This window comes from Aquimarina sp. AD1 (assembly GCF_003443695.1).
GTDB lineage: Bacteria > Bacteroidota > Bacteroidia > Flavobacteriales > Flavobacteriaceae > Aquimarina > Aquimarina latercula.
The window spans coordinates 5,153,347-5,178,994 of sequence record NZ_CP031966.1 but is presented as its reverse complement, the minus strand read 5'-3'; the positions used below and the strand labels follow the sequence as shown (position 1 = coordinate 5,178,994).

Sequence of the window (25,648 nt, the reverse complement as noted above, 5' to 3'; positions counted from 1 at the left end):
TTAATAGGTTGTATATTAAAACAAGAATAATAAAACAGCTTCAAAATCAAACACTTAAACCTCTCTTGTAAAGCTTCTTAAATTTCAGTTAACAATTAAGTATTCGAACAATAATATCTTGGTAACATAGGTTAAGACGACTAATATTCAACATGATAATAGATACAAAACTTCTTGATAGATAATCTTTTCATTCAATCATTAAAACGCATATCTTTGCATTCTTAAAATATTGATATGGAACTTTCAAAGATTAAAAACCTAAAAAACCTTGATGCTAATAATTTTTTCCTTCTTGCAGGACCTTGTGCTATTGAGGGAGAAGAAATGGCTTTAAGAATTGCTGAAAAAGTAGTAGAAATCACTTCTAAACTTAAAATTCCATATGTTTTCAAAGGTTCTTTTAAAAAAGCAAATCGAAGCCGTATTGATAGTTTTACGGGTATTGGAAATGAAAAAGCGTTAAAAATTTTACGTAAAGTAGGAGAAACTTTTGAGATTCCAACAGTAACTGATATCCATGAGAATGATGATGCAGCTATGGCTGCAGAATATGTTGATATTTTACAAATTCCTGCATTTTTGGTAAGACAGACTGACCTAGTAGTTGCCGCAGCCAAAACTGGAAAAACAGTAAACCTTAAAAAAGGACAGTTTATGAGTCCCGAAGCAATGCAACATGCAGTAAGAAAGGTTAATGATAGTGGTAGCGACTTAGCTATGATTACAGACAGAGGAACTATGTTCGGATATCAAGATATGATTGTAGATTTTAGAGGAATACCAACTATGAAACAATATGCTACTACAGTTCTAGATGTTACACATTCTCTACAACAACCTAATCAGACTAGCGGAGTAACGGGTGGAAGACCAGATATGATAGAAACAATAGCACGTGCTGGAGTCGTAACTGGTGTTGATGGTCTATTTATGGAAACGCATTTTGATCCTTCAAATGCAAAAAGTGATGGTGCTAATATGCTAGATCTACAATATCTAGAAAAGTTACTTAGTAACTTGGTTGCTATTAGACAAACCGTTAATTCGTTATAATTTTTTTATTTCTATGTAAATATGCTTGCTCAAGGAGGTCAATAAGCGTGTCTTCTTCTATTTCCTTTGGCTCAAAATAGCGTAAAGATTTAACGTATTTTCTTTTATCTGACACTAGCTTATCCATGTGCTTGGTAAAATATTGTGCTCCCCAAAAGCCAATATCCACATATCCTTTAGTTACATTTAGATAGCAAATAGGACTTTTATCTATGTAATAAAAAGGAACTTTCCACTTAAATAGCAATTGTACCTCTGGCAAAGTAGTTTCAATAAGTACCTGTAAATGAAGTAACATAGATCGAAATGGTTCCGGTTGGTTAAGAATATAATTTTCTGCAGGATTCAATAAAAAATGGTATTTTTAAAATAGTTAATTTTACAATTATTAACCCCAAGATATCTAATCACATTGAAACCTCAAAACTCAATTCAATTAATCTTCTTTTTCCTTTTTTTATTACCTGGACTAGCTGAAAGTCAGGTAAAAAAAAAGAAACAAGAAACATATACCATAGAAGCAACTGTTCTGGATAAGAGCACCAAAACTCCTTTGCCTTTTACGAATGTTTTAATTGACGGAACATCAATAGGAACTATAACTAATGAAGAAGGAAAATTTGAGTTAACTATTAGTAAAAAATATGAATCCCGTAAAGTTGTATTTTCTTTTGTAGGTTATGAAAACAGTAGTATATCAATAAAAAAATTAAAAGATACTTCTAAAAAAGTATACCTAAATCCAGTTTCTACCTCATTAGATGAAATTGTTGTAACGGTAAAAAACAAATACAAAGAACTGATTGATCAAGCTATTTCATTAATTCCAGAAAATTACTCTCAGCAATCCACTGAACTAGAAGCATATTACAGAGAATTAACAAAAATAGATAACAATTACACAAAATTCTCCGATGCTGCGAGCCTTATACATTACTCCGCTTATGATTCTAATTTTGATTATTTATTATCTAGGACAAATTACATGCAGTTTAATCGTCTAGAATATAATATTAACCAAGTTCCTTTTCCTGAGCCCCAAAAATTTGTAGCTGACACCAGAGACAAGGCCAAAATAATAGCCTTAAGAAAAAGTAATAATCTACAAGATTATAAAATTTTAGAACAATCAAAGAAATTAAAATCTATCGACACTTTAAATCTAAAATGGTTGGAAAATAATGAAATAGGTGGAGGTCCTCTTCGATTAACTGGAGCAGATAAAGTAAAAAGGAAAGAAGATTTCTTTGATTCTCAAATAAATAACAAATATCTTTTCACCCTTTATGGAAAGAGCACTTATAATAATAAGTTAGTTTATATTATTTCTTTTAAGCCAAAAGATTTCTCTGATATTGAAACTCCCTATATTGGTGAAGTGACTATAGAAGAAGATAGCAAGGCAATTATTTCATATCAATATAAACTTACTAACGAAGCAAAGAGTACTTTAAACCAGCGATTCGCAGCCCAACTAAAAACTCCAGAAGTTATAGAAAAAAGTAGCAAAAAAGCATTTATTACGCGCATTACCAGTCTAAAGAACTATCAAGTTTATGTTACATTCTCTGACTATAAGAGCACATGGTATCTAAAGCGAATTAAAGCAATTAATTCGTATGAAAACACAGGTGATTTATTCGAAAACTATAAAATAACTACAGAGTCAGAATTAATAGTTGGCGCGGTTAATATTGAAAAAATTTCTTCTTTTACTAATGACGAAATATTTAAAAATAATTTTTCTAATGCCCTATTTAACTACCCGCTTTCCTATGATAGCAATTTCTGGAATAACTACAATACCCTTATAGCTACTGGTGTTGTAGGAGAGGCATTAGAAGATTTAGAAGTTAAAGGAAGTTTAGAATCACAATTTAAACGTAAAAACTAATTCCGGATTAAGTTCAAAAAAATTTGTGAGTTTCAATATTTTAATTTTACTTTGTATTTCAAAGTACTTTTAATATGAGCACAGAAGATTATTTAAAAGATATTACGGAGATCAAGGATATGATGAATAAATCATCACGATTTTTCTCCCTTAGTGGTTTATCAGGAATATTAGCAGGTGTATATGCAATCATAGGTGCAGCAATTGCTTATTATCTTGTTAGTATCAGCGGTATAGATTATGTTATCGCCGAAGGAAAGATATTTAACTATATTCTAATTGACCTTGTAGCAGTAGCGCTTTTAAGCATTATAACCGGTATCATATTAAGCAACAGAAAAGCTAAGCAAAATAACGAAACCCTTTGGAATGGAACTTCCAAAAGATTACTCACTGCTTTTTTAATTCCATTGGTTACTGGTGGTATTTTTATTATCATCAAAGTTTATAATCATCATTATGGCCTTACTGGATCATTAATGCTAATTTTTTATGGATTAGCCTTAGTAAATGCGTCAAAATATACTATTGGAAATGTAAAATATTTGGGGTATGCAGAAATTATATTAGGTTTGGTGTGTTCTGTATTTCCAAATTATGGTTTCTGGTTTTGGGTTCTAGGGTTTGGGATAATGCATATTGTCTATGGTAGTTTAATCTATTTAAAACACGATAGATAAAATTCTTCGAAACACTTAAAATTTAAGCTTAAAAGCTAAGAAATGAGCAGTATTATTGGCAACATAAATAAAGCATTTGATCACCGAATACGACTAGGTATTATGTCCGTATTGGTGGTTAATGAATATGCCGATTTTAAAATGCTAAAGGACTTGTTAGGTGCAACGGATGGAAATTTAGCTAGTCACACCAAAGCGCTAGAAAAATCGGAATATATATTGGTTGAGAAATCATTCATAGGAAAAAAACCAAACACGCGATATAGTGCCACTAAAAAAGGGCGTGATGCCTTTAAAAAACATGTAGAAGCTATTGAAAAATTACTAAAGCAATAGCTATATTTTTTTATTTATTTACTTTGAATTTCAAAGTACTTTTAAAAATTAAAAATGAGATCAATATTATTAGAAATACTATATGAATGGAGTAAAATTCCATATCAAAAATGGTTCAAAAAAGAAGATCCTTGGGACATTTCAATATCACAACTGTTAAGATATCCTAAAACAAGTCTTGGATTTCACTTAGGGAGCTTTTTGCTACAACATGATTTCACACCTCAGCCTAAATTAGAAAATCATGATGTATTTCACGTACTAACAAAAACTGGAATTACAGTTCCTGAGGAAATATCAATGCAGTATTACCTTCTTGGTAACGGTAAAAAGAGTACATACTTATATACTGTTATTTTCATAGGAACCTTACTCTATCCTGATAAGTTTAAAGTATTTAGAAATGCATTTAAACAAGGGCGTAATGCCTATTCATTTCATCAATTGGATTTCAAAAAATTACTAGATCAATCACTGGACACCATAAGAACAACTTTTTTAATATCTACACCATGCAAATAACACAATCAGCAAATCGAAACGCCCTTATGATAGCAACCTTTAGCTTTCTTTTAGGCACGATACTCTTATTACTACATCTAATTGTTCCATGGGAACAAATAACCACAATAGGTCTATTTTATGTTATAATTGCCGTTGTTCTTAACGGAATAACTTTTATAGGATTATTAGCAAATACAGTTATCAATTATCACTGTTACAAGGAAAACTTAACCACTGTATTAGTTTTCTTATTAAATATTCCTATTGCTATTGGATACTTCTTAATCGTTATCAATAACCCTTTTCATACTATTATTTTATAATGAATTCTTTACAAAAACAACTCCCGTTTATTAAAGGTTTTAGTATAGCCGTAGCATTTAGCATAACACTTTTAATTATTAGAGTTACAAAATTAGATTCTGTTTTCTTTCTATTTTTAATCTGGAACTTATTTCTAGCCTGCATCCCATACGGAATAACAACCGTGCTTAGTTTTGACAGAATACACAAAAATAGATTTCTATTCGGATTAGGTTTTATAGCCTGGTTAGCTTTTTTACCTAACGCGCCTTACATACTAACCGATTTACAGCATATTAGACTTAGTTCTCTACATTCTGTATGGTTCGATGTGCTTCTCATCTTATCTTTTGCCATTAACGGATTAATAATTGGATTTGCTTCTTTGCGAACAATGCAGCGACTACTTCGGGAACACTTTTCTAATAAGGCCACCAATTTCATCATACATCTAACCCTATTATTATGTGGGTTTGGTATATACATGGGACGTATACTTCGATGGAATAGTTGGGATCTCATTCAAAATCCATTACATATTCTAGGTGACATATTTAGGCGAATAATATCACCTATCGAACATATACATACTTGGGTATTTACCATTGGTTTTGGTAGTTTTTTAATCATCACCTATCACTTAATACAACATTATCACAAAGAAAATAACTAAAAAGACAATCATTATAAATTTAAACAGTCATGGAAAATCAAAAACCAAAAAAATCCTTTGGACAATGGATAAAAACCTCAATTACCATTCGTATGCTTATGGTAGGCATATTAATTTTAGTTCTATTGATTCCACTTTCTTATATCAAAAGCCTAATACAGGAACGTTCTATAAGACAAGAACAAACGGTAGTAAGTGACATCAACCAAAAATGGGGGAATCAAGTAATGCTCTATGGACCTATTCTAAAACTTCCATATCAAACTCATAATATCAAAAAAATATGGGATGAAAAAACTAAATCATATACTGAAGAAGACATTATTACGGTTCGACATGCTTTCTTCTTTCCTAATTTATTAGATATCAAAGCAAATGTTACATCTGACACACTAAAAAGAGGTATTTACAAATCTCCAGTATACACTTCTGACATGAAGATTAAAGGATCATTTACAATACCATCTTTTGATACTCAAGATATTCCAGAAGAAGATATTTTATGGGATAAATCTACTATTATTCTTAACTCTACAAATCTAAAAGGAATAAAAAGTAATCTCCAATTAAAACTCGGTACAGAAAATTACTTACTCCAATCAAAATACTCAAAAGATTCATACACCAATACGTTAGAAACTAAATTTCTAAACGAAAACTCATGGCCAAAAGAAAAAGCAATTGACTTTAACCTAGATCTTATCATCAACGGAAGTAATCAACTAAAATTCATCCCGGTAGGTAAAGAAACTAATGTAAGTATAACTTCTGATTGGGCTTCTCCAAAATTTGATGGAAACTATTTACCAGATCCAAAAACTAAATCAATTACCGAGAAAGGTTTTAAAGCTAACTGGAAAGTATTACAGGTGAACAGAGAATTCGAACAAGAGTTTTTTGGAGAGTTACCACATATTAATTCATCTGCCTTTGGAGTAAAATTTATTGTCCCTGTAGATGATTATCAAAAGAGTGAAAGAACTGCCAAATATGGATATTTAGTTATAGCACTTACCTTCTTAGTCTTCTTTTTAATCCAAACTATTAGCAAGATAAATATTCATCCATTCCAATACTTAATGATAGGGTTAGCACTGACCATGTTTTATACTTTACTGATATCAATCTCCGAACACTCAAGCTTTTTATATGCTTATCTAATTGCTGGTATCTCCGTAATAGTATTAATTTCTGTATATACTAAAGCAATTCTTAGAAGTTTTAAGTTTATGGCCATGATATCAGCATCTTTGACTGCTCTGTACGCCTTTATATTTGTAATTATTCAGTTAGAAGATTACGCATTATTAGTAGGTAGTATTGGATTGTTTTTAATACTGGGAACCATTATGATGGTATCTAGAAAAATTGATTGGGGGAATGATGGAGTTTAATTTTTTTTATATAAACCACATAACTATTTTTTAAAATAACAAACAAAAATGCTGGTTAGTTAGTTGAGAAAAGTCGTGCTTCGAATTTGTGAAGTGCGGCTTTTTTTTAACAAAGATTTGTTTCTTTTAGAAATTGTGTTTCACAAAGAAAACCGTTACTTTTCGTTCTTAAACAGATCTTAACTCATATTGGACCAACAAAAAGAAAATACTAATGAAAAAAAACATATTTGTGTCAGTAATACTGGTTTTCAGTTTATTTATTTTCTCTTGCAAAAAAGAAACCGATAAAAAAATAGTCACAGAAGAGATAAAATTCACAAAAGAAGGAGAACTATCTATTTATAACTTACAAGATTCAATCCCAAGTCAAATTGTTTCGTTAGGCATAGAAATCGCGGATAACGATTATGAAAGAGAAACGGGACTGATGTATCGTAAAACTATGGAAGAAAAAAGAGGTATGTTATTTATTCAGGAGAAGTTTAAACTACAAAGTTTTTATATGAAAAATACATTGATCCCTTTAGATATTATCTACATTGATGATCAATATAAAATCGTGAGTTTTCAAAAAGATGCAAAGCCATTAGACGAAACATCTCTTCCTTCTGGAAAACCTGCTAAATATATTTTAGAAATAAACAGTGGGTTATCTGATCAATGGAATTTAAAAATTGGTGATTCTATATCCTTTAAAAGAAACTAAACTTATCTGAGTCAAATAAAAACCCTTGAAAGATTATTCTTTTCAAGGGTTTTACCCAGGGATAAATCGGAAAAATTATTTAATAATCTTCACAACCTTATTAATAGTTTTACCACTGAATTTCACAAAATATATTCCTTTTGTCACATTAAGAGGTATTGATATCACTCCATTTTTACTTGATATCACATCAGAATAATACAATCCTCCTTTTACATCTCTAATCGTAACACTAAGAGACCTATCCTCTCCCGATATATTAAAGTTAATCTCATCTTTAAAAGGATTAGGATAAGGTGAAGAAATCCTTACCGCATTTTTTTCTGGTTCTTTATTTAAAGGCTCATTTACCCAACCATTATCATACCATCCTTCACCGCATATTTCTAAATCTCCTGTTTGTTGTTCTCCATTTATACTAAAAATAACTTTTGCACATGTTACCCCAGATAATGTATACTCATACCATCCATCTCCATCTATATCCGTCATTTGGACACCAGGCCAAGAAGTAGTCAAAGATGTGGGAGTTGTTTCCCAGTAATATAATGTTACAGAATTCCAATTGGTATTGTTATTATTAAAATGAATTGTCAATTCATCATCAGAAACATCTCCAGGACAAGCTGTTGGACACTGATCATACCATTGATTAGTAGATGAATCATACCATCCATCTACTTCTCTCATCAAATCATATGATTGCCCTCCATTGTTGTTGTTATTAAACACAATACCTATGTCAGCATTTTCTTCGATCAAAAATGAGTACCACTGTGAGGATTGTTCTCTATCCATTGATCTACCTGGCCAATTCCAACCAGGTAATGGTTGATTTGTATTTTTATCAAATAAATACACATATACATCATTCCAGTTAGACATATTTCGATAATAAACAGTAAATGATTGAGCCTCGGTGATATTATAATCTTCAGAAATAATCGATGACTGACCGCTACTATTGTAAGCAATAGCCCTTAATGTAGTATCTTCTGTAAAAATCAATTCATTTTGATATAAAGAACTAGAATCCGAAGGTTCTGATCCATCTATGGTATAATAAATTACTCCTTGATTGGTAGTCGATAAATTTACCGAAACGCTTCCTTCATAAGATCCTCCTAATGGAGTAACTGACAATTCAGGCAATCCTAAAACTCCCGGACAATCCGAAGGGCATTGATCATACCAAATATTTTCTGAATACACATACCAACCATCTACATTTCTAAATTGATCATCTGACTGTTCTCCATTTCCATTTGTAAAAACAAGACCAACCTCTACTGACTCCGCTATGGTTGTAATGTACCAAGGCGAATCTTGTTCTTTAGTCATTAATTTACCTGGCCAATTCCAACCGGGTAATGCTGCATTATTATTTTTATCAAAAGCGTATACATAAACCTGACTCCAATTAGAAGTGTTCTTAAAGTGAATACTATAAGAAGGCAGGTCACCAAATGTATAATTCCTAGTGATTACTTCGGAAGAATTTCCATCTTCATCAAATGCTATTGCTTTTAAGATGATTGGTTCACTATCAGCATTACCAATATCGAATGAATTCGAATATTCAGTACTTGATTGATCAGGATCTGATCCATCTATAGTATAATAAACAACAACCCCATCATTAACAGATGTTGTTGAAGCTTCTAACACTACTTCAATCGTATCATCATAATTTCCAGAATCAGGGGTTACAGTTAGAGTTACCTGATCACTACTATTAAATTCTCCAACATATACATGTTGAATAGGGGTCTTAAACACATTCCCCTTGGTATCCACAGCTTCTACATAATAATCTACCAATACATTAAAGAGGCCTTTAATCTCTGCATAACATAAATCTGCAATAGCTGTTGGTTCTATAAATAAATCAATTTCTGGATCTTGTGTTACATTACCTTTTGGAAATTCTTTCTGTATCATAGAGATACTATTCCAAGAACTCACACCTTCACTAGTTGAATATACGTCATTCACATTATCAGAAATAGGATTTACGCCATCATTATCTGTTCTATATTTTAACTCTACTGAAGCCAGACCATTTACATCATGTGCAAATGTCCAAACATGAAAATCAGAAGTATTCTGAACTTCTTGATATGCATAAATAGGCCCAAACCCTTTACCTCCAGGATTATACGGAAAACGTTGTGGAATAAACACAGATGGCGGAGTATTGTCTTGTTCTGGGGCGTCTCCAATTTCTGCTTTCGCATGTTCTATTGCAATATTACCCGCTAGCGTCTGCTTAACCTCCATATCAATTGCTTTTCCATAATACATATAACCACTAGTTAAAGATGGTAAGAAAAAATGCCAAGCTTTTTCCGCATTGGAAGCCCCGAAAGAAGGGTCAATAACTTTTGCAAGATCAACACCTCCACTATTGTCCTCTGCAGTTAAAACATAGTTTTCTGCAGCAGTTATTACCGCCCAATTTCTAGCATCCTCAGTCCATCCATCCGGATTAAACGTATAATCTGTGGTATCATACAAAGGCCATAACCAATTAATAAATTGAGGGTGTCCCCAATCATTAGCAGCATTTACCCAAGATCCATCTTCTACTCTCACAATATCACTTTCTGGAACTGGGTAAGAGTTTAAGAATTGTTGTATTGTAGTGGGATCATATCCTTTAGAAGCAGCTTCATTAGCAAATCCAGGAACAGACTCTTGGTAATAACTATCTCCACCACCCCAAGCATTATCTCCATCATGAGCAAGCAATACAATCGATGGCTGACTTGCGTTACTAAAAGGAGCAATATTAGCATCTATTTCCCCTGTTCCCATAGAACTAAATCCGTTCTGATAACTCAATAAATCTGCCATCGGTACAACATCCATTTTATATGCTTGACCAGTTTCTGGATCAATATATTGCGCTTTGTGTGCTTGATAACAATATGGAGCGGCAAAAGTTCCTCCTCTCCCGTCTATTTGACCTTTCCACCAATTCTGTCCATTGGTAGCTACTTTATCCGCAGCATTAGGTGGGTCAATATTAACCCCAGAAGTTCCATAATCCAATGGGTAATCGTTTAAAGTACGTGATAAATGGCTATTAGCTACAACAGACCATTGAAAACCCTCTTCTACCAAAACCTTTATGATCCTTTCGGAAAAAGAACATTCTGCTGGCCAAAAACCTTTAGAATACTCTCCTCCAAAAGTTTCAGTCATTATTAATTTATGCGTTTTCAATTCCATTCTTAAAGCACGTTCACTTATTAATGGTGCTAATGCATGATGAAACGTAAATCCCGTTAGATCCATCCTAGGCTGTCCACCAGATGTTTTCCAGTTTTTAGCTTCTATAAAATTATTTTCCCAGCCCTGGCTATAACCCCAAACTCCAGCATTTCCTAGGCTATTTACATTTTCTATCAAGCAACCAGAATAATTAACCTGCGCACCACCATTTGGTAATCCCAACAATGTTTGAACAGAGTTCTTTGGTCCATACTGATATGCTTTTACACGATCATATTTCCCAAAAATTTCCTCCAAATTATTTAATGGATGACTTATTCCATCATCATAAATATTCCAGGAGTCACCAGAAGTTTTTAGATTATGAGACTCTAGAACAGTCTGATAGCGGTTAGGATTTTCTTTACTTTTCTCAGGCCAATAATTGGGCTGTTGCATATGCCACAAATAAGAAGTGTGGACTTGTTGTGCTACTATCCCCGAATAGACAAATAGCAATACCAAAAATAAGTTAGTGTTTTTCATGAATCTTGTGTGTTAAATATATAATAGTGTTATGTTGTAAAACAACATTTATATATTCCAACGACAACTAACCCCTGCAAAGAAAATTTTCCCAGATCTTTTATTTGCAAACTACTTATAGCTACTTCAGCGTCATTATATGTTCAAAAAAATGAACAACTAAAACTTTCGATTATGTATAACTACATAATACTAAAAAGTGGATAGCTGCTATTTTTACATCACACTCTTAAACTATCAATAAGTCAAAAAATTAACTATTTAATAGTGATATTTTCAAATGTAGGTAATTAAAAAAAATAATTTCTTACTCCATTATTACGCAAACGATATAGTGTTAACAAAAAGACAAAGATCCATAAAACAGTAACCTATCATTAGGGAAAATTCAAACAAAAAAAGAGTTGCATCCAACAAAGGACACAACTCTTTTTTTTCAAAATTTATAGAAAACTTACTCTTCAGTCTTCTTCTTTTCTTTTAAACCTACTTTCTTCACCGTATCATACATTACAGGAGTTGCAATGAATAATGAAGAATACGTACCTACTAATACACCAATAATTAATGAGAACATAAACCCTCTTAATGGTTCAGCAAAAATAAAGATTGCTATCAATACTAATAAAGTAGTTAACGAAGTATTTAATGTACGACTTAATGTACTATTTAATGCTCCATTAATATTCTTGTCTAATGACCAACCTGTGTGTTCCGCAAAATATTCACGGATTCTATCAAACACAACCACCGTATCATTCAGAGAGTATCCTACAACCGTTAATATGGCTGCAATAAAGGCTTGATCAATTTCCATATTAAATGGCATAAATTTCCAAGTAATTGAGAATACACCTAATACAACTAAAACATCATGAAATACTGCTGCTACTGCACCTAAACTAAACTGCCATCTTCTAAATCTAAATAAGATATACAAGAATACTACAATTAAAGATCCGATAACCGAAACAAATGCTGCTTGCTGAATATCATCTGCAATAGTTGGTCCTACCTTTCTAGAAGACATAATACCCACTTGCTTATCTTCATCTCCATTAGAGAATTCCGCATAAGTCATACCATCTGTCAAATAAGGTTTTAAAGCAGTAAATAAAGAATTAGAGATTTCAGAATCTACTTCTTCACCTGTTTCATCTACCTTATATTTTGTTGTAATCTTTAACTGATTATTAGCACCTAAGGTTTTTGCTTGCGCACTACCAAAAACAGCTACCAAATCCTTTTCTACATCTGTAGGCACTACATCCTGAGCAAAACGAACAGTATAGGTTCTTCCTCCAACAAAATCTACACCTTCATCTAATCCTTGTCCTGGAGTAAATAGTGATACAAGACCAGCTACGACGATAATACCCGAAATCAAATATGCAATCTTTCTTTTTGCAAGGAAATTGATATTTATATTCTTAAATAAATTCTTAGTAGCCGCAGTAGAAAATGCTAGTTCTTTACCATTTTTACCATATCCATCAATAAATAATCTTGTAATAAAGATTGCAGTAAATAAAGATGTAAGAATACCAATTAACAAAGTTGTTGCAAATCCCTTAATTGGACCTGTACCAAAGAACAAAAGAATTAAACCTGTTAGACCTGTTGTAATGTTTGCATCTAATATAGATGACAATGCATTATTAAAACCGTCTTTAATTGCATCTACTTGAGATTTCCCTTTTGCAAGTTCTTCTTTAATCCTTTCAAAGATAAGTACGTTCGCATCCACAGACATACCAATCGTTAATACAATACCCGCAATACCAGGTAATGTCAATACAGCTTTTAATCCAGCTAGTACTCCAAAAATAAATAGAATATTTACTACCAAAGCAACATCAGCAAAAGCTCCAGCCTTACCATAGTAAAAAATCATCCAGATTAAAATCAACACCAATGCAATACCAAATGACATCACTCCACTATCAATAGCCTCTTGTCCTAAAGACGGTCCTACTATTGCACTCTCAATAATATCTGCAGAAGCTGGTAATTTACCAGCTCTCAATACATTTGCTAAATCTTGTCCTTCTTCAACAGTAAAGTCTCCAGAAATTTCACTTCTACCTCCAGAAATTGGTCCTTTAGAAACACCCGGTGCAGAATATACTATATTATCTAAAACGATAGCAATCTGACCTCTGGTTTGCGAAGCCCTTCCTGTCATTTCTTCCCATTTCTTAGCTCCTTTACCATCCATCTGCATGGTTACTATTACATTATTAACCTGATCATAAGTTTGTGCAGCATCCGTAATTACTCCTCCACTTAATTCTGGAGTACTATCACGGTTTCCTTTTAATGCATATAAATCTACTCTCTCGCCTTCTTTCTCAGGTTTACTCCAAGCAAATTTTGTGTACCTCAAAGCTTGAGGTAATAAAGCTCTAATGTCTTTTCTATTTAAATACTCATCAAATTGCTCTACATCCTTAATTGCAACTGAGATCAATGCTCCTCCAACTGAAGGAGGACCGATTAAATCGTTTATTGGATTTACCTGTGTTTCTACATCTGTAGAATCTTCTGAATCTGCTAATAATTTTTCTATTTCAGCATCTGCATCCGTTTTAGTTGTATCTGTCTGAACAGTATCTAATACTTTTTCTGATTCCGTAACCTCATCAGTTACTTCTTCTTTAACTTCTACACCATCTTTGGCTTCTAATTCTTTCTTAAGTTTCTCATTCATTCTGCTTAAGAAAATACCAAGCTCTTGAGCATTTTCTACATCCCAAAATTCTAATTGTGCAGTACTCTGTAAAAGCTTTTTTACACGATCTACATCTTTAGCTCCTGGCAACTCTACTAAAATACGCCCTGACTCTCCTAAACGTTGGATATTAGGTTGTGTAACCCCAAACTTATCAATACGCTTACGAAGTACTTCGAATGCTGAAGTTACTGACTCGTCAATTTTTCTTTTTAAAACTGGCTCTACAATGTCGTTAGACATATCAAAAGTGATATCATCACTTAAATTTTTATTCGCAAAAATATCCGGAGAAGCTAACTGAGCATCCGGTATTTTTTCAAACTCTATAAAGAAATCTTCAACATATGTATTCTGACTATTTTTCTGAGTCTGATCGGCAGCATCTAACGCCTGGATAAAAGCAGGATTTTTAGAATTATTAGCCAATCCTTCTAAGATATCTCTAACAGAAATCTGAAGAATTACATTAATTCCTCCTTTAAGGTCAAGACCTTTATTTAGTTCTTTTGACTTAGCATCGTTATAACTAAAATTTGCAAAAATTGGATCCTTACCAATAGAATCTAAATACGTTTTTTCTGCTGTATCTCTTAATGCAGAGGCATCTGCTTCTGGATGTTTAGCTAAGGCATAAGCTTCAGCTTCTTTTTCTTTTGTGTATGTTAAGTACGTAAACGATAATTGGTAAATACATACCAATCCAAATAAAATCGCAAACACTCTAACAAGTCCTTTATTTTGCATTATTATTTATTTTGGTCAAACCCTTTTAAATCAAATAGGATTCAACAATTATTAATTTATTAGAATTTCATTATTGGAAAGCTCTATCAAATCTTAGACATGAGCTATATTAAAAAGTCAAATAGGATTTAGAAAAAAACAACTCAATTACTTTCTTCTTATCTGACTTCCTAAAAATTGGAGATGTAAGGAATATTAAAATTAATATATCCTTAATTAAGAAATTGGTCCTGCTCTTACCTCAGGAATTTTATAAGAAATATTATCTATTGTGATTGCAATAGATTTATTAACTTTTTGAGCTAATTTTGTTAGTCTAGCTAAATGATCAATATCATTTTCGGCTACAAAACTATGTGCATAAAAACCTGAAGCTCTATCCTGTTTTTGTTTAACCTCTAGAACAAAAATTCCATTAAAATCCGTATTGGAGTCTGTACTTTTTTGAATTTTATAAACATCTAGATTATAGTCCGAAGAATTTTTGTTGAACGGAAATTGGTCGTCTGCACTATTCTGATCAAATAAAATATGATTTAATGCAACATTTTGTTCTTTGGCAAGTATCTTTTTTATACTTTCTACATCAGCATCACTGTAGTAAGAAATTTTAAGTTTACCATTATGCAACTCTTTAGAGATTCGAGTGTTTTTCACTCCAATAGACTCCAATTGTTTTTTCACAAGTGCAATTGCGTTTTGCGCTTCTGAAGAAGTAACCTCAACATCAGTAAACTCTAAAACAATTTCTTGGTTAGGCACAACAGTTTGATGCTGCATTACAACCAACAGTGCAAATGCAGTAATTAAAACCTTGAAGTACCATTCTTTCTTCATGTGCGCAAATATAGAAAAAATTAAAACTGCATTTCTAAAGTCTTACAATAAATGTCTTATAAAATAGTAATCAATGTAAAATATCTTTTTTTACAAATAAATCGTTATTTTGATTTTGAAAATTTAAACAACGAAATCTGTGAGATACATTTTTATAATATTGTTATTAGTAAGCGTTCACTGGAGTCAAAAACTTATTGGGCAAGAACAATTCCCGCTTTCAACTTTAATAACTGTAGAGGGAAAGGAAATTAAAATTGAGGATAAATTAACAAAATTAACTGTTATTGATCTTTGGGCTACGTGGTGTAAACCTTGTATTAAAGAAACACCATACCTAGAAGAAATTAAAAAACAATATGGAGATAATATAGATATTATTTACATATCCTTAGACACTAATAAAGATAGATGGTTACAGTACGTTAAAAAGAAAAAGAATACTGAAAATCAATTTTGGGTACCACAAAACAGTCCAATACTAGCATTTATTTCTGAAACTACAGAAATGGGAGGAGTCACTTCAACATCTTGGTCTATTCCAAAATTTTTTCTTGTTGATGCTACTGCTAAAAAAGTGAGTCGCTTTTGTCCATTACCGTCTTCTGGAAGATTACAGGGTTTAATTGACAAAAATTTATAAGAAAGTGATTTTATAATTTATCAAAAAAAGAGCCGCTATTAATATAGCGGCTCTTTTTTTATAGATGAATAAATTATAATTCTAATAATCCATTAGTTTTCTTAACTCCTGCTGCACTCTCTGCAAGTTTAGCTTTTTCAGCATCACTAAGTTTAATTTCTACAATCTTTTCGATTCCGTTTTTACCTAGCACTACAGGCGCTCCTATACAAAGATCATTTAAGCCGTACTCACCTTCCAACAACGTGGAACAAGGGAATATTTTTTTCTGATCGCAAGCAATAGCCTGAACCAATCCGGAAACAGCAGCTCCTGGAGCATACCAAGCAGAAGTTCCTAATAAACCAGTAAGCGTAGCTCCACCAACTTTAGTATCTGCTGCAACCTGCTCTAATCGCTCATCAGAGATATATTCTGAAACTGGCACACTATTTCTAGTTGCTAGTCTTGTTAAAGGAACCATCCCTTTATCACTATGTCCTCCAATCACCATTCCATCAACATCAGAAATTGGAGCTCCTAATGCTTCAGCTAATCTATACTTAAAACGAGCACTATCTAAAGCTCCACCCATACCAATAATTCTATTCTTAGGAAGATCTGTAGTTTTATGTACTAAATATGTCATTGTATCCATTGGATTACTCACTACAATAATAATTGCATTTGGAGAATGTTCAATCAAACTAGAAGAAACTGATTTTACAATCCCTGCGTTAATACCAATCAATTCTTCACGTGTCATTCCAGGTTTACGCGGAATACCAGATGTAATTACAGCAATATCACTTCCTGCAGTTTTAGAATAATCATTTGTAGTTCCTGTTATCTTAGTATCAAACCCGTTTAAAGAAGCTGTTTGCATCAAATCCATTGCTTTACCTTCTGCATATCCTTCTTTAATATCTAACAATACTACCTCTGAAGCAAAATTCTTAATGGCAATATACTCGGCACAACTTGCACCTACTGCACCAGCTCCTACTACTGTAACTTTCATTATCTCTATATAATTTTGATTAATATTATCTTGGTATATTGAATCTCTTCAATATCAGCGCGAAAATACAAATTCTTTAACGATTTTGTTTGTGAATTCTTAGTTAAATTACCAACCAAAATTCAATCCTATAGAGAGATTTTGATAGTTCTGAAGCGTATAATCTAAATTGGCTCTAAAAAAACCTAATTTCACATTAGCTCCAATAGTGGCTTTAAGTCCAGAAGCTTTATTATTTACAGAAATTGGATCCTTAACAGTTTGACTAGCTAGTGGACCTCTTTGAATTTCATAAGTACCCAAAATATCTGCTTTACTATTTCCTGCATAATACCCAAAACCACCGTAAAAATTAAATTTAGGAAGCTTCGTTGAAATAATACCACTAACCAACCATGAATTAGACTTCAATCGTATTTCCTGATCTGCCCCATCAATCTGACTATCCGCGGTAAAATCATAAAACCCTCTAACATTAGTATACCCTATTAATCCAGAAAATCTAAAAGGAAGTCTTTTCCAAGAAAAAATCCAATCCGTCAATTCATGCTGAATTGCCAATCCATAAAGAAAAACTTCTGTGTTCTCTCGCACAGCAATTTTTGGTAAAAATCTTGCTTTAATCTCTGTGCTTCTTGATATCCCCATAGACCCCTGAAGAAATCCTGTGGGTGCAATATTTACTTCTTTTCCACCAATCCCATCTGGAAGTGTAATCTCTACTTGCCCTAATTGTCCTTGATCCAAAACCACCGAAATATCTCCACGATTTCCACCAAAAGCATTAGCCACCAACTGACTCGAAGGACCTTCACTAAATTCTAAACCTTCATATTCTGCTGTATTGAGAATAAATGACTGCTTTTCTTCTCTTACAAAAGAAAGATTTCCGATAAAACCTACCTCAAAACGCCACAACTTTTTTACTTCGGCAGTTTTATACCAACCATTAGACATACTATTTACCAACAATTCTCCTGCCGGAGCAAAATAATCAGTACTAAAACGCTGTGCATTTTCTATACCTAATTCTAATAACTGATCTACATTAGTTTGAGAATATGACACTTTAAACAAAAGCATCGTAAAAAGTAGTATCGTTTTTTTCATCTGTTTCTATCTATGGTTGTTCAATAATCAGATGGAATGCACATAAACTAATATTTGAAAAAGTATTCAAACATTTTAGGTCTGTTCATTTCACAAGATTTGGGTTTAATAGGCGGGACAATATATAAAAAAATCCGCTATACATAGTATAACGGATTTCATTCTAAATTATTTAATAACACTTACATTACGCATCAATGTTTGCGTAAACGGCATTTTTCTCAATAAATTCTCTACGTGGCGGTACCTCATCTCCCATTAACATAGAGAAGATTCTATCCGCCTCTGTTAAATTATCAATTGTTACCTGACGCATCGTTCTAAACTCTGGATTCATAGTAGTATCCCATAATTGTTCAGCATTCATCTCTCCAAGACCTTTATATCGTTGAATTTTAGAATTTTCCCCAAATTCTTTAACAATCATATCTCGTTGATCATCATTCCAAGCATATTGCTTTTTAGCACCTTTCTTAACCAAATATAACGGTGGTGCGGCAATATAAATATGACCTGCCTCGATCAATTCTTTCATATAACGGAAAAAGAATGTAAGAATCAGAGTTGATATATGACTACCATCCACATCGGCATCACACATAATTACAATTTTATGATATCTTAATTTAGAAAGGTTAAGTGCCTTACTATCTTCTTCTGTACCAATAGTAACTCCAAGAGCCGTGAATATATTTTTTATCTCTTCATTCTCAAAGACTTTGTGATGCATTGCTTTTTCTACATTCAAAATCTTACCACGTAGTGGCAAAATAGCTTGAAACATACGATCACGTCCTTGTTTTGCAGTTCCACCTGCAGAATCTCCCTCGACAAGGAACACTTCGCACAAAGCTGGATCTTGTTCTGAACAATCAGATAACTTTCCAGGCAACCCTCCTATACTCATTACCGTTTTACGCTGTACCATTTCACGAGCTTTCTTAGCTGCGTGACGTGCTTGAGCTGCTAAAATTACTTTCTGAACAATCGTTTTAGCATCTGAAGGGTTTTCTTCAAGATAGTTTTCTAACATTTCAGAAACCGCTTGAGAAACTGCAGAAGTAACTTCTCGATTTCCTAGTTTAGTTTTTGTTTGTCCCTCGAATTGCGGCTCAGCCACTTTTACAGAAACGATTGCTGTCAACCCTTCTCTAAAATCATCACCTGCTACTTCGAATTTTAACTTATCAAGCATACCAGAAGCGTCTGCATATTTCTTTAAGGTAGAAGTAAGTCCTCTTCTAAAACCTGAAAGATGCGTACCACCTTCGTGCGTATTAATATTATTAACATATGAATGAAGATTCTCTGCATAAGAGTCATTATAAATCATAGCAACTTCTACTGGAATATCATTCTTCTCTCCTTCCATTGAAATTACATCTCCAATGATCGCATTACGACTGGTATCTAAGAATTTCACAAACTCCTTTAATCCTTCTTCGGAATGGAAAGTTTCAGAAACGTGATTCCCTTCTTCATCAGTATGTCTCTTATCCGTAAGAATAATTGTAATACCTTTATTAAGGTATGCCAACTCACGCATACGACTTGCTAAAGTATCATAATTATACTCTAGAGTTTGCTGAAAAATAGTAGGATCAGGTTTAAAAGTAACAATTGTACCATTAAAATCAGTATCTCCAGTGGATTTTACAGGGTATAAAGGTTTTCCTCTTTCATACTCTTGTTCCCAAACCTTACCATCTTTATGTACAATAGCATGTAAATGATCAGATAGTGCATTTACACAGGAAACTCCTACTCCGTGCAAACCACCAGATACTTTATACGAATCTTTATCGAATTTACCACCAGCTCCAATCTTAGTCATTACAACCTCTAAAGCCGAGACACCTTCTTTTTTATGTATCCCTACAGGAATACCACGACCATTATCTTTAGTAGTAATGGAATTATCTTCATTTATTGTAACATCGATAGCATCACAATGACCAGCCAATGCTTCATCAATTGAGTTATCCACAACTTCATATACCAAATGGTGCAAACCTCTAGTCCCTACATCTCCAATGTACATGGATGGACGCATGCGTACATGCTCCATTCCTTCTAACGCCTGAATACTATCGGCAGAATAATTATTTTTCTTTGCTTCTTCGCTCATAAATCAGCTTTATTTATTACAATTTTTGGTCAACAAACAAAGATAAAAAAACAGCTAAATGTTCAAAGGGTTTTATAAGGTATGATTTAAAGAGTTATCAACAATTAGTTAAGAACAAGACTAGGAAAAGAAAAAAACTCCTTAAAAGTGATTAAAACAGCCTTAAAATCGATTTAAGATTAAATTAATACTTTATATAATTCTCCTAAAACAAATACAATGCTTTGTAAACAAACACTTTAACATCAAAAAGAATCTTTTACAAAAATGCAGATTTATTTTCTTCATCAGAAAATAAATCTAAAAGCGAACAACAATATTAAAATAATGTTCTCCCTTAATATCTTTACGTTTTCTCACCCAACTCTTACGAATAATAAACGCCTCTTAATTAAAGGACGTTATTCACAATAATACAACTTACTTCCGTTAAACCAACCAGACTACAGATGTAGTCGAATTAAAGGAAATACACACAATCAACAAATTTAATTTTTAAAAATGAAGACTAAAAATTTAATGAATTTAGGCAAAATTGCTTTTATCTGTCTAGGACTAACAATAGGTTCTTGTACAAATGAAAATTTTGATGACGAAATTAGCAATGAGGAAAACAATGATATTGAACTTCTAAAAAAGTCCTTTCTAGGAGAAGCTATTTATGTTCAAGACTTAGGCAATGGAGAATATTTATCTGGTGACACTAAGTATTTTGAAAGTCAATTTGATAATGGTAATTTCAATGAAGATCCTGTACCTGGTGAAGAAGTTGAAAGGCTTGGAGTTTTTCCTGGAATCACAAAATGGCCGAATAACACTGTGATTTACGTGTTGGATAACAGCTTAACTTCTAATCAAATTTCAGTCACTATAGCATCTATGGAAGAATGGTCTTCTAAGACCAATATTAGATTTAAAGAAAGAACTAACGAAAATTACTATGTAACTATTCAAAATGATGGTCAAACTTGTAATTGCGGAAGAGCAAATCTTGGTGTAAATGGAAACAGAGGAACAATCACTATAGGCACCAGAACAGGCACCGGAGTCATGATTCATGAAATAGGTCATACCCTTGGGTATATCCACGAACAAAATCGTAGTGATAGAGATCAATTCGTAAACATACTACCTGAAAACATTCAGAACGGAGCTATAAGCCAATTCAGAATAACAAACAATTCTGTTAATCCTGGTGCATTTGATATAAATTCTATCATGATCTATAGCAGTTTTACATTTAGTAAAAATGGGCAACCAGTTATGCTTACGTCTGCAGGAAATCGCATACCTTTTAATGGTCGTTTATCTACTGGGGACATAGAGGGGACTAATATTATTTATCCAGCTGGTGATGGTGACGGAGATGGTGATGGTGATGGTGATGGTGACGGAAATGACATCTGTGATGGAATAGACGAATGGTCTAGAAACATTAGATACAGTGTTGGAGACAAAGTTACTTATCAAGGTTTTTTATATGAAAGAGATTTTAACAGCTGGAATCGTTTAGGAGAATGTGGAGAAACTCAACCAGCGGACATCTGTGATGGTATTGACGCCTATAACGGAAACACAAGTTACTCACCTGGTGATCAAGTTACGTATAACGGATATTTATATTTACTACAAAGCAATAGAAGATGGTCTAATCAAGGTCGTTGCGGAAGTTAATAATCACTTTACTTACCTAACTAAAACAATAGGGCTACATTGCAATGTAGCCCTATTGTTATTCTATAAATTCAATAAATCGTATTTATTAAATTATACAGCAGTAATGAATACTTCTAAAAATTAGGACAAATAGGATCTGTACCATCCAAACAAGTATAATCTCTTTGCACCCTGCACACTTGTCCATTAACAATACACGCACAAGGACCACCGAAAGGTGGTGCTCCAGGAAAAGTACACGCCGATGGAATAAAACCTCCATTAATTGCTTGTTGTTCTTTTTTACTTAATTGTTGAGTCGTATTGAGCTTTAAAATATTTTTTAACATAATAGAAAATTAAAATATGCCGCGAAAATTTCAAAGATGTTCACGACTTACACCCTATTAACAAAATTGATAGTTTGATACTTGACAACTTAAAATGTTTTAGTATTCGATAACTAATACACAAAATAAATTTCTCATAAATCTAATTATAAAAACACGGTATATTCCCCAAAAAATAGTTAAACTTATTATTTTAACAGCCCTAGATAATTAATTCTTTTTATAAGAAAATCACTAACTACAATGCAGTTATCTCTATCTTCAAAAAATATTTATTGATTACAAACATGTAAAAAACCCCAAGAAAATTCTTGGGGTTTTACATCTCAATTAACTCAACTTTCAGCGACTCAAGCTGAAATTTTTAAATTTCTTTTTATTCTATTACTATTGTGCAACTTCATCTAATAAATATGCATCGTCATGAACATTTGCTACTGCTCTTCCGCTAGGATCATTCATGTTTTTAAAAGCTTCATCCCATTCCAATGCTATTTTTGTACTACAGGCGACAGAAGGTTCTTGAGGAACACTCAATGCCGCAACATCACTTGGGAAATGTCCTTCGAAAATTGATCTATAGTAAAATTCTTCTTTATTCTGTGGTGTTTGTATTGGAAACCTAAAATGAGCATTAGCCATTTGTTCATCAGTTACCTCAGCATCTACTACTTCTTTTAAAGTATCTATCCAGCTATACCCAACACCATCAGAAAATTGTTCTTTTTGTCTCCAAGCAACGCTTTCCGGCAAATATGATTCAAAGGCTTTACGAATAACCCACTTCTCCATTCTTTCTCCGTTAATCATTTTATCCTGTGGATTAATACGCATAGCAACATCCATAAATTCTTTATCCAAAAATGGTACTCGTCCTTCAATTCCCCATGCCGCTAAAGATTTATTTGCCCTTAGACAATCATACATATGTAACTTATCCAACTTACGCACTGTCTCTTCATGGAACTCTTTTGAATTTGGTGCTTTGTGAAAATATAAGTATCCTCCAAATATCTCATCCGCACCTTCTCCAGACAACACCATCTTTACTCCCATAGACTTAATAACTCTTGCCATTAAATACATAGGTGTAGACGCTCTGATAGTTGTGATATCATAAGTTTCCAAATTATATATCACATCCTTAATAGCATCCAGTCCTTCTTGAATTGTAAATTTTATTTCGTGATGTATTGTTCCTATATGATCTGCTACTTTTTGTGCAGCCTCCAAGTCTGGCGATCCTTCCAAACCAACTGAAAAAGAATGTAATTGAGGCCACCAAGCTTCTTTAGTATCACCTGACTCAATTCTTTTTTCTGAATATTTTTTAGCTATTGCTGAGGTAACCGAAGAATCCAATCCTCCAGAAAGTAATACTCCATAAGGAACATCTGACATTAATTGCCTATGAACTGCGGCTTCCAAAGCTTCTCTTAACTCATCGATACTAGTTTGGTTATCTTTTACAGCTTCAAAATCAGACCAATCTCTAACATACCATTTAGTTAATTCTCCTTTTTTACTATCTAGATAATGACCAGGTGGAAATAATTCTATTTTAGTACAAACACCTTCTAGTGCTTTTAATTCTGAAGCAACATAAAAAGTACCATTCTGATCCCAACCCATATACAGAGGGATAATCCCCATGTGATCACGAGCTATTAAATATGAGTCTTGCTCAGCATCATAAAGTGCAAAAGCAAAAATACCATTTAGATCATCTAAAAACTGAGAGCCTTTTTCCTTATATAGAGCCAAAATAACTTCACAATCAGATTCTGTCTGAAAATTATAAAAACCATCAAACTTTTTACGAATTTCTCCGTGATTATAAATTTCGCCATTAGCAGCCAAAATCAACTTATTATCTTCACTAAACAAGGGCTGTTTACCAGACACAGGATCAACTATCGCAAGCCTTTCATGAGCCAATATAGCTTTATCATCTGCATAAATACCACTCCAATCCGGACCTCTATGTCTTATCTTTTTTGACATTTCTAATAACTGAGGTCTTAACACATCTGCTTTTTCTTTTAATTCAAAAGCGCAAACTATTCCACACATATTCTTCTTTTTCTATTAATTGAGAAGTCAAAGATGCGTTTTTAGCTACATTATTTAAACATAAAACTTGTTTTTAACTTCAAATTAAAACAAATAAACACTTATTAGTTAAAAAATAAAACTATTACAACGTAAAAAACCTATCAAAACTATCAAGTTGTTATTTAACTCTTTTAACAGAATTTAATGAGAGGATTAACATTTCCCATGTATGTTCCTACATATCTTTACGACAATTAAGAAAATAAAATCACGAATTATGAAAAAATCACTCTTCTTAGCTGTTGTTATGTTTTTAGGAACAATCAGCACCATTAATGCTCAAAAATTCGCAGGACTGCAGAAAAGTCCGACGGATATCTCTTATGCAAAAACAGATAGAAATGCAAAACCAGATATCAAAGTAATTTATAGTAGACCCCAGAAGAAAGGTAGAACTATGCTTGGAGACAAGGTGTCTTTCGGAAAAGTTTGGAGAACAGGAGCTGATGAAGCTACTGAGATAAAACTTTTTAAAGATATGAAATTAGGAGATGGAACAGTAAAAGCTGGCACATATTCTTTATTTACTATTCCTGGAGAAAAAGAATGGACTATCATTCTTAATTCCGATCTAGATGTATGGGGAGCATATTCTTACGATGAAGGTAAGGATGTCGCTAGAATTAAAGTACCTGCGGGAAAAGGTGATGAGTTAGAAGCTTTTTCTATTGCTTTCAAAAAAGTAGACAAAGGATACCATATGGTTATGGGGTGGGAAACTACTAGAGTAGAAGTTCCTTTCTATAATTAGAAATAATACACAAAAACATATTAAATAAAAAAGAGGTTGAAAAATTCAACCTCTTTTTTATTTTTAATAACCTTCTGACTAAAAAGGTTAAATTATTTCACTGAAATAATAACTATCTGTGGATAGCATTACTAGATGCCCCCGGTAATTCTTTAAGAAAGTCCATGACAATCCTAAAAGTTAATCTGAATTTAGTGTAAAATAGCCCCATAATATTTCCAATTTATTTAGTTACAAGATAACATCTAAAAGACTTTAAATCAACCTTT

21 protein-coding genes are annotated in these 25,648 nt (G+C 32.8%); 12 read left to right on the top strand and 9 right to left on the bottom strand.

Annotated features, from left to right (window positions below):
• The first annotated feature begins 237 nt into the window (after positions 1-237).
• Positions 238-1,056 (top strand): 3-deoxy-8-phosphooctulonate synthase, encoded by an 819-nt coding sequence (gene kdsA, locus D1815_RS22310; protein WP_118389544.1) that lies wholly within the window; start codon positions 238-240, stop codon positions 1,054-1,056.
• Here kdsA and D1815_RS22305 read toward each other — a convergent pair.
• Positions 1,043-1,405 (bottom strand): DUF1801 domain-containing protein, encoded by a 363-nt coding sequence (locus D1815_RS22305; protein ID WP_108802387.1) that lies wholly within the window; start codon positions 1,403-1,405, stop codon positions 1,043-1,045. The two genes, kdsA and D1815_RS22305, sit on opposite strands and share 14 nt — an antisense overlap.
• Before the next feature lie 63 nt (positions 1,406-1,468).
• Here D1815_RS22305 and D1815_RS22300 point away from each other — a divergent pair, with 63 nt between their 5' ends.
• From D1815_RS22300 to D1815_RS22265, 8 genes are all read left to right on the top strand, one after another.
• Positions 1,469-2,950: a carboxypeptidase-like regulatory domain-containing protein gene (locus tag D1815_RS22300; RefSeq protein WP_162897378.1), complete on the top strand. Its 1,482-nt coding sequence runs from the start codon at positions 1,469-1,471 to the stop codon at positions 2,948-2,950.
• 74 nt (positions 2,951-3,024) lie between these two features.
• Positions 3,025-3,630 (top strand): hypothetical protein, encoded by a 606-nt coding sequence (locus tag D1815_RS22295; protein ID WP_118389539.1) that lies wholly within the window; start codon positions 3,025-3,027, stop codon positions 3,628-3,630.
• 42 nt (positions 3,631-3,672) lie between these two features.
• On the top strand, positions 3,673-3,966 hold the full coding sequence (locus D1815_RS22290; protein WP_118389537.1) for a transcriptional regulator: 294 nt from the start codon (positions 3,673-3,675) through the stop codon (positions 3,964-3,966).
• Between the two features lie 54 nt (positions 3,967-4,020).
• The gene (locus tag D1815_RS22285) at positions 4,021-4,488 is read left to right on the top strand and encodes a Coq4 family protein (protein WP_118389535.1); all 468 of its coding nucleotides are present in this window, start codon (positions 4,021-4,023) and stop codon (positions 4,486-4,488) included.
• Between the two features lie 26 nt (positions 4,489-4,514).
• A complete protein-coding gene (locus D1815_RS22280) occupies positions 4,515-4,793 on the top strand; it encodes a hypothetical protein (RefSeq protein ID WP_147404134.1) in 279 nt (92 codons plus the stop codon).
• Entirely contained in the window at positions 4,793-5,446 is a 654-nt protein-coding gene (locus tag D1815_RS22275; RefSeq protein WP_051336175.1) for a DUF1361 domain-containing protein, read from the top strand. The genes D1815_RS22280 and D1815_RS22275 overlap by 1 nt, the downstream gene beginning before the upstream one ends.
• A 29-nt stretch (positions 5,447-5,475) precedes the next feature.
• Positions 5,476-6,840 (top strand): cell envelope integrity protein CreD, encoded by a 1,365-nt coding sequence (gene creD / locus D1815_RS22270; protein ID WP_118389532.1) that lies wholly within the window; start codon positions 5,476-5,478, stop codon positions 6,838-6,840.
• A 214-nt stretch (positions 6,841-7,054) separates the two neighbouring features.
• Positions 7,055-7,549, top strand: coding sequence for a DUF192 domain-containing protein (locus D1815_RS22265; RefSeq protein ID WP_118389531.1), 495 nt, complete (start codon positions 7,055-7,057; stop codon positions 7,547-7,549).
• Between the two features lie 75 nt (positions 7,550-7,624).
• Here the strand turns inward: D1815_RS22265 and D1815_RS22260 are convergent, their stop codons facing one another.
• From D1815_RS22260 to D1815_RS22250, 3 genes are all read right to left on the bottom strand, one after another.
• Complete coding sequence (locus tag D1815_RS22260; protein ID WP_118389529.1) at positions 7,625-11,311, bottom strand: starch-binding protein; 3,687 nt, start codon at positions 11,309-11,311, stop codon at positions 7,625-7,627.
• 454 nt (positions 11,312-11,765) lie between these two features.
• Positions 11,766-14,789: a protein translocase subunit SecDF gene (gene secDF / locus D1815_RS22255; RefSeq protein WP_118389526.1), complete on the bottom strand. Its 3,024-nt coding sequence runs from the start codon at positions 14,787-14,789 to the stop codon at positions 11,766-11,768.
• Positions 14,790-15,005: 216 nt separating this feature from the next.
• On the bottom strand, positions 15,006-15,626 hold the full coding sequence (locus tag D1815_RS22250; protein WP_118389524.1) for a hypothetical protein: 621 nt from the start codon (positions 15,624-15,626) through the stop codon (positions 15,006-15,008).
• A 139-nt stretch (positions 15,627-15,765) separates the two neighbouring features.
• Here D1815_RS22250 and D1815_RS22245 point away from each other — a divergent pair, with 139 nt between their 5' ends.
• Positions 15,766-16,269, top strand: a complete 504-nt coding sequence (locus D1815_RS22245; RefSeq protein ID WP_118389522.1) for a TlpA disulfide reductase family protein — start codon at positions 15,766-15,768, stop codon at positions 16,267-16,269.
• A 73-nt stretch (positions 16,270-16,342) separates the two neighbouring features.
• Here the strand turns inward: D1815_RS22245 and mdh are convergent, their stop codons facing one another.
• The 3 genes from mdh to gyrB all read right to left on the bottom strand — a co-directional run bounded on the left by mdh (position 16,343) and on the right by gyrB (position 20,507).
• Positions 16,343-17,269: a malate dehydrogenase gene (gene mdh, locus D1815_RS22240; RefSeq protein WP_118389520.1), complete on the bottom strand. Its 927-nt coding sequence runs from the start codon at positions 17,267-17,269 to the stop codon at positions 16,343-16,345.
• A gap of 108 nt (positions 17,270-17,377) precedes the next feature.
• Positions 17,378-18,379: a DUF6588 family protein gene (locus D1815_RS22235; RefSeq protein WP_027393728.1), complete on the bottom strand. Its 1,002-nt coding sequence runs from the start codon at positions 18,377-18,379 to the stop codon at positions 17,378-17,380.
• A 187-nt stretch (positions 18,380-18,566) separates the two neighbouring features.
• Positions 18,567-20,507, bottom strand: a complete 1,941-nt coding sequence (gyrB, locus tag D1815_RS22230; protein WP_027393727.1) for a DNA topoisomerase (ATP-hydrolyzing) subunit B — start codon at positions 20,505-20,507, stop codon at positions 18,567-18,569.
• Positions 20,508-21,008: 501 nt separating this feature from the next.
• On the opposite strand from gyrB, the gene D1815_RS22225 reads away from it, so the two are divergent.
• Positions 21,009-22,181: a M12 family metallopeptidase gene (locus D1815_RS22225; protein WP_118389518.1), complete on the top strand. Its 1,173-nt coding sequence runs from the start codon at positions 21,009-21,011 to the stop codon at positions 22,179-22,181.
• 116 nt (positions 22,182-22,297) lie between these two features.
• On the opposite strand, the gene D1815_RS22220 is transcribed toward D1815_RS22225, so the two are convergent.
• Together D1815_RS22220 and asnB are read right to left on the bottom strand one after the other, a co-directional pair.
• Entirely contained in the window at positions 22,298-22,513 is a 216-nt protein-coding gene (locus D1815_RS22220) for a hypothetical protein (protein ID WP_118389516.1), read from the bottom strand.
• A gap of 387 nt (positions 22,514-22,900) precedes the next feature.
• Positions 22,901-24,586 carry an asparagine synthase B gene (gene asnB, locus D1815_RS22215; RefSeq protein ID WP_027393724.1) on the bottom strand — a complete coding sequence of 562 codons (1,686 nt, stop codon included), beginning with the start codon at positions 24,584-24,586 and terminating at the stop codon, positions 22,901-22,903.
• Positions 24,587-24,845: 259 nt separating this feature from the next.
• Between asnB and D1815_RS22210 the strand changes: the two genes are divergently transcribed.
• Entirely contained in the window at positions 24,846-25,379 is a 534-nt protein-coding gene (locus D1815_RS22210; protein ID WP_118389514.1) for a DUF2911 domain-containing protein, read from the top strand.
• Positions 25,380-25,648 lie beyond the last annotated feature (269 nt).

Bases quoted from the DNA above. Each gene is read 5' to 3' on its own strand.
- D1815_RS22210 (WP_118389514.1), top strand. From the start codon at position 24,846: ATGAAAAAATCACTCTTCTTAGCTGTTGTTATGTTTTTAGGAACAATC.
- secDF (WP_118389526.1), bottom strand. From the start codon at position 14,789: ATGCAAAATAAAGGACTTGTTAGAGTGTTTGCGATTTTATTTGGATTG.
- D1815_RS22265 (WP_118389531.1), top strand. From the start codon at position 7,055: ATGAAAAAAAACATATTTGTGTCAGTAATACTGGTTTTCAGTTTATTT.
- D1815_RS22235 (WP_027393728.1), bottom strand. From the start codon at position 18,379: ATGAAAAAAACGATACTACTTTTTACGATGCTTTTGTTTAAAGTGTCA.
- mdh (WP_118389520.1), bottom strand. From the start codon at position 17,269: ATGAAAGTTACAGTAGTAGGAGCTGGTGCAGTAGGTGCAAGTTGTGCC.
- D1815_RS22225 (WP_118389518.1), top strand. From the start codon at position 21,009: ATGAAGACTAAAAATTTAATGAATTTAGGCAAAATTGCTTTTATCTGT.
- D1815_RS22290 (WP_118389537.1), top strand. From the start codon at position 3,673: ATGAGCAGTATTATTGGCAACATAAATAAAGCATTTGATCACCGAATA.
- D1815_RS22250 (WP_118389524.1), bottom strand. From the start codon at position 15,626: ATGAAGAAAGAATGGTACTTCAAGGTTTTAATTACTGCATTTGCACTG.
- D1815_RS22275 (WP_051336175.1), top strand. From the start codon at position 4,793: ATGAATTCTTTACAAAAACAACTCCCGTTTATTAAAGGTTTTAGTATA.
- gyrB (WP_027393727.1), bottom strand. From the start codon at position 20,507: ATGAGCGAAGAAGCAAAGAAAAATAATTATTCTGCCGATAGTATTCAG.
- D1815_RS22260 (WP_118389529.1), bottom strand. From the start codon at position 11,311: ATGAAAAACACTAACTTATTTTTGGTATTGCTATTTGTCTATTCGGGG.
- D1815_RS22295 (WP_118389539.1), top strand. From the start codon at position 3,025: ATGAGCACAGAAGATTATTTAAAAGATATTACGGAGATCAAGGATATG.
- asnB (WP_027393724.1), bottom strand. From the start codon at position 24,586: ATGTGTGGAATAGTTTGCGCTTTTGAATTAAAAGAAAAAGCAGATGTG.
- D1815_RS22280 (WP_147404134.1), top strand. From the start codon at position 4,515: ATGATAGCAACCTTTAGCTTTCTTTTAGGCACGATACTCTTATTACTA.
- creD (WP_118389532.1), top strand. From the start codon at position 5,476: ATGGAAAATCAAAAACCAAAAAAATCCTTTGGACAATGGATAAAAACC.
- D1815_RS22285 (WP_118389535.1), top strand. From the start codon at position 4,021: ATGAGATCAATATTATTAGAAATACTATATGAATGGAGTAAAATTCCA.
- D1815_RS22220 (WP_118389516.1), bottom strand. From the start codon at position 22,513: ATGTTAAAAAATATTTTAAAGCTCAATACGACTCAACAATTAAGTAAA.
- kdsA (WP_118389544.1), top strand. From the start codon at position 238: ATGGAACTTTCAAAGATTAAAAACCTAAAAAACCTTGATGCTAATAAT.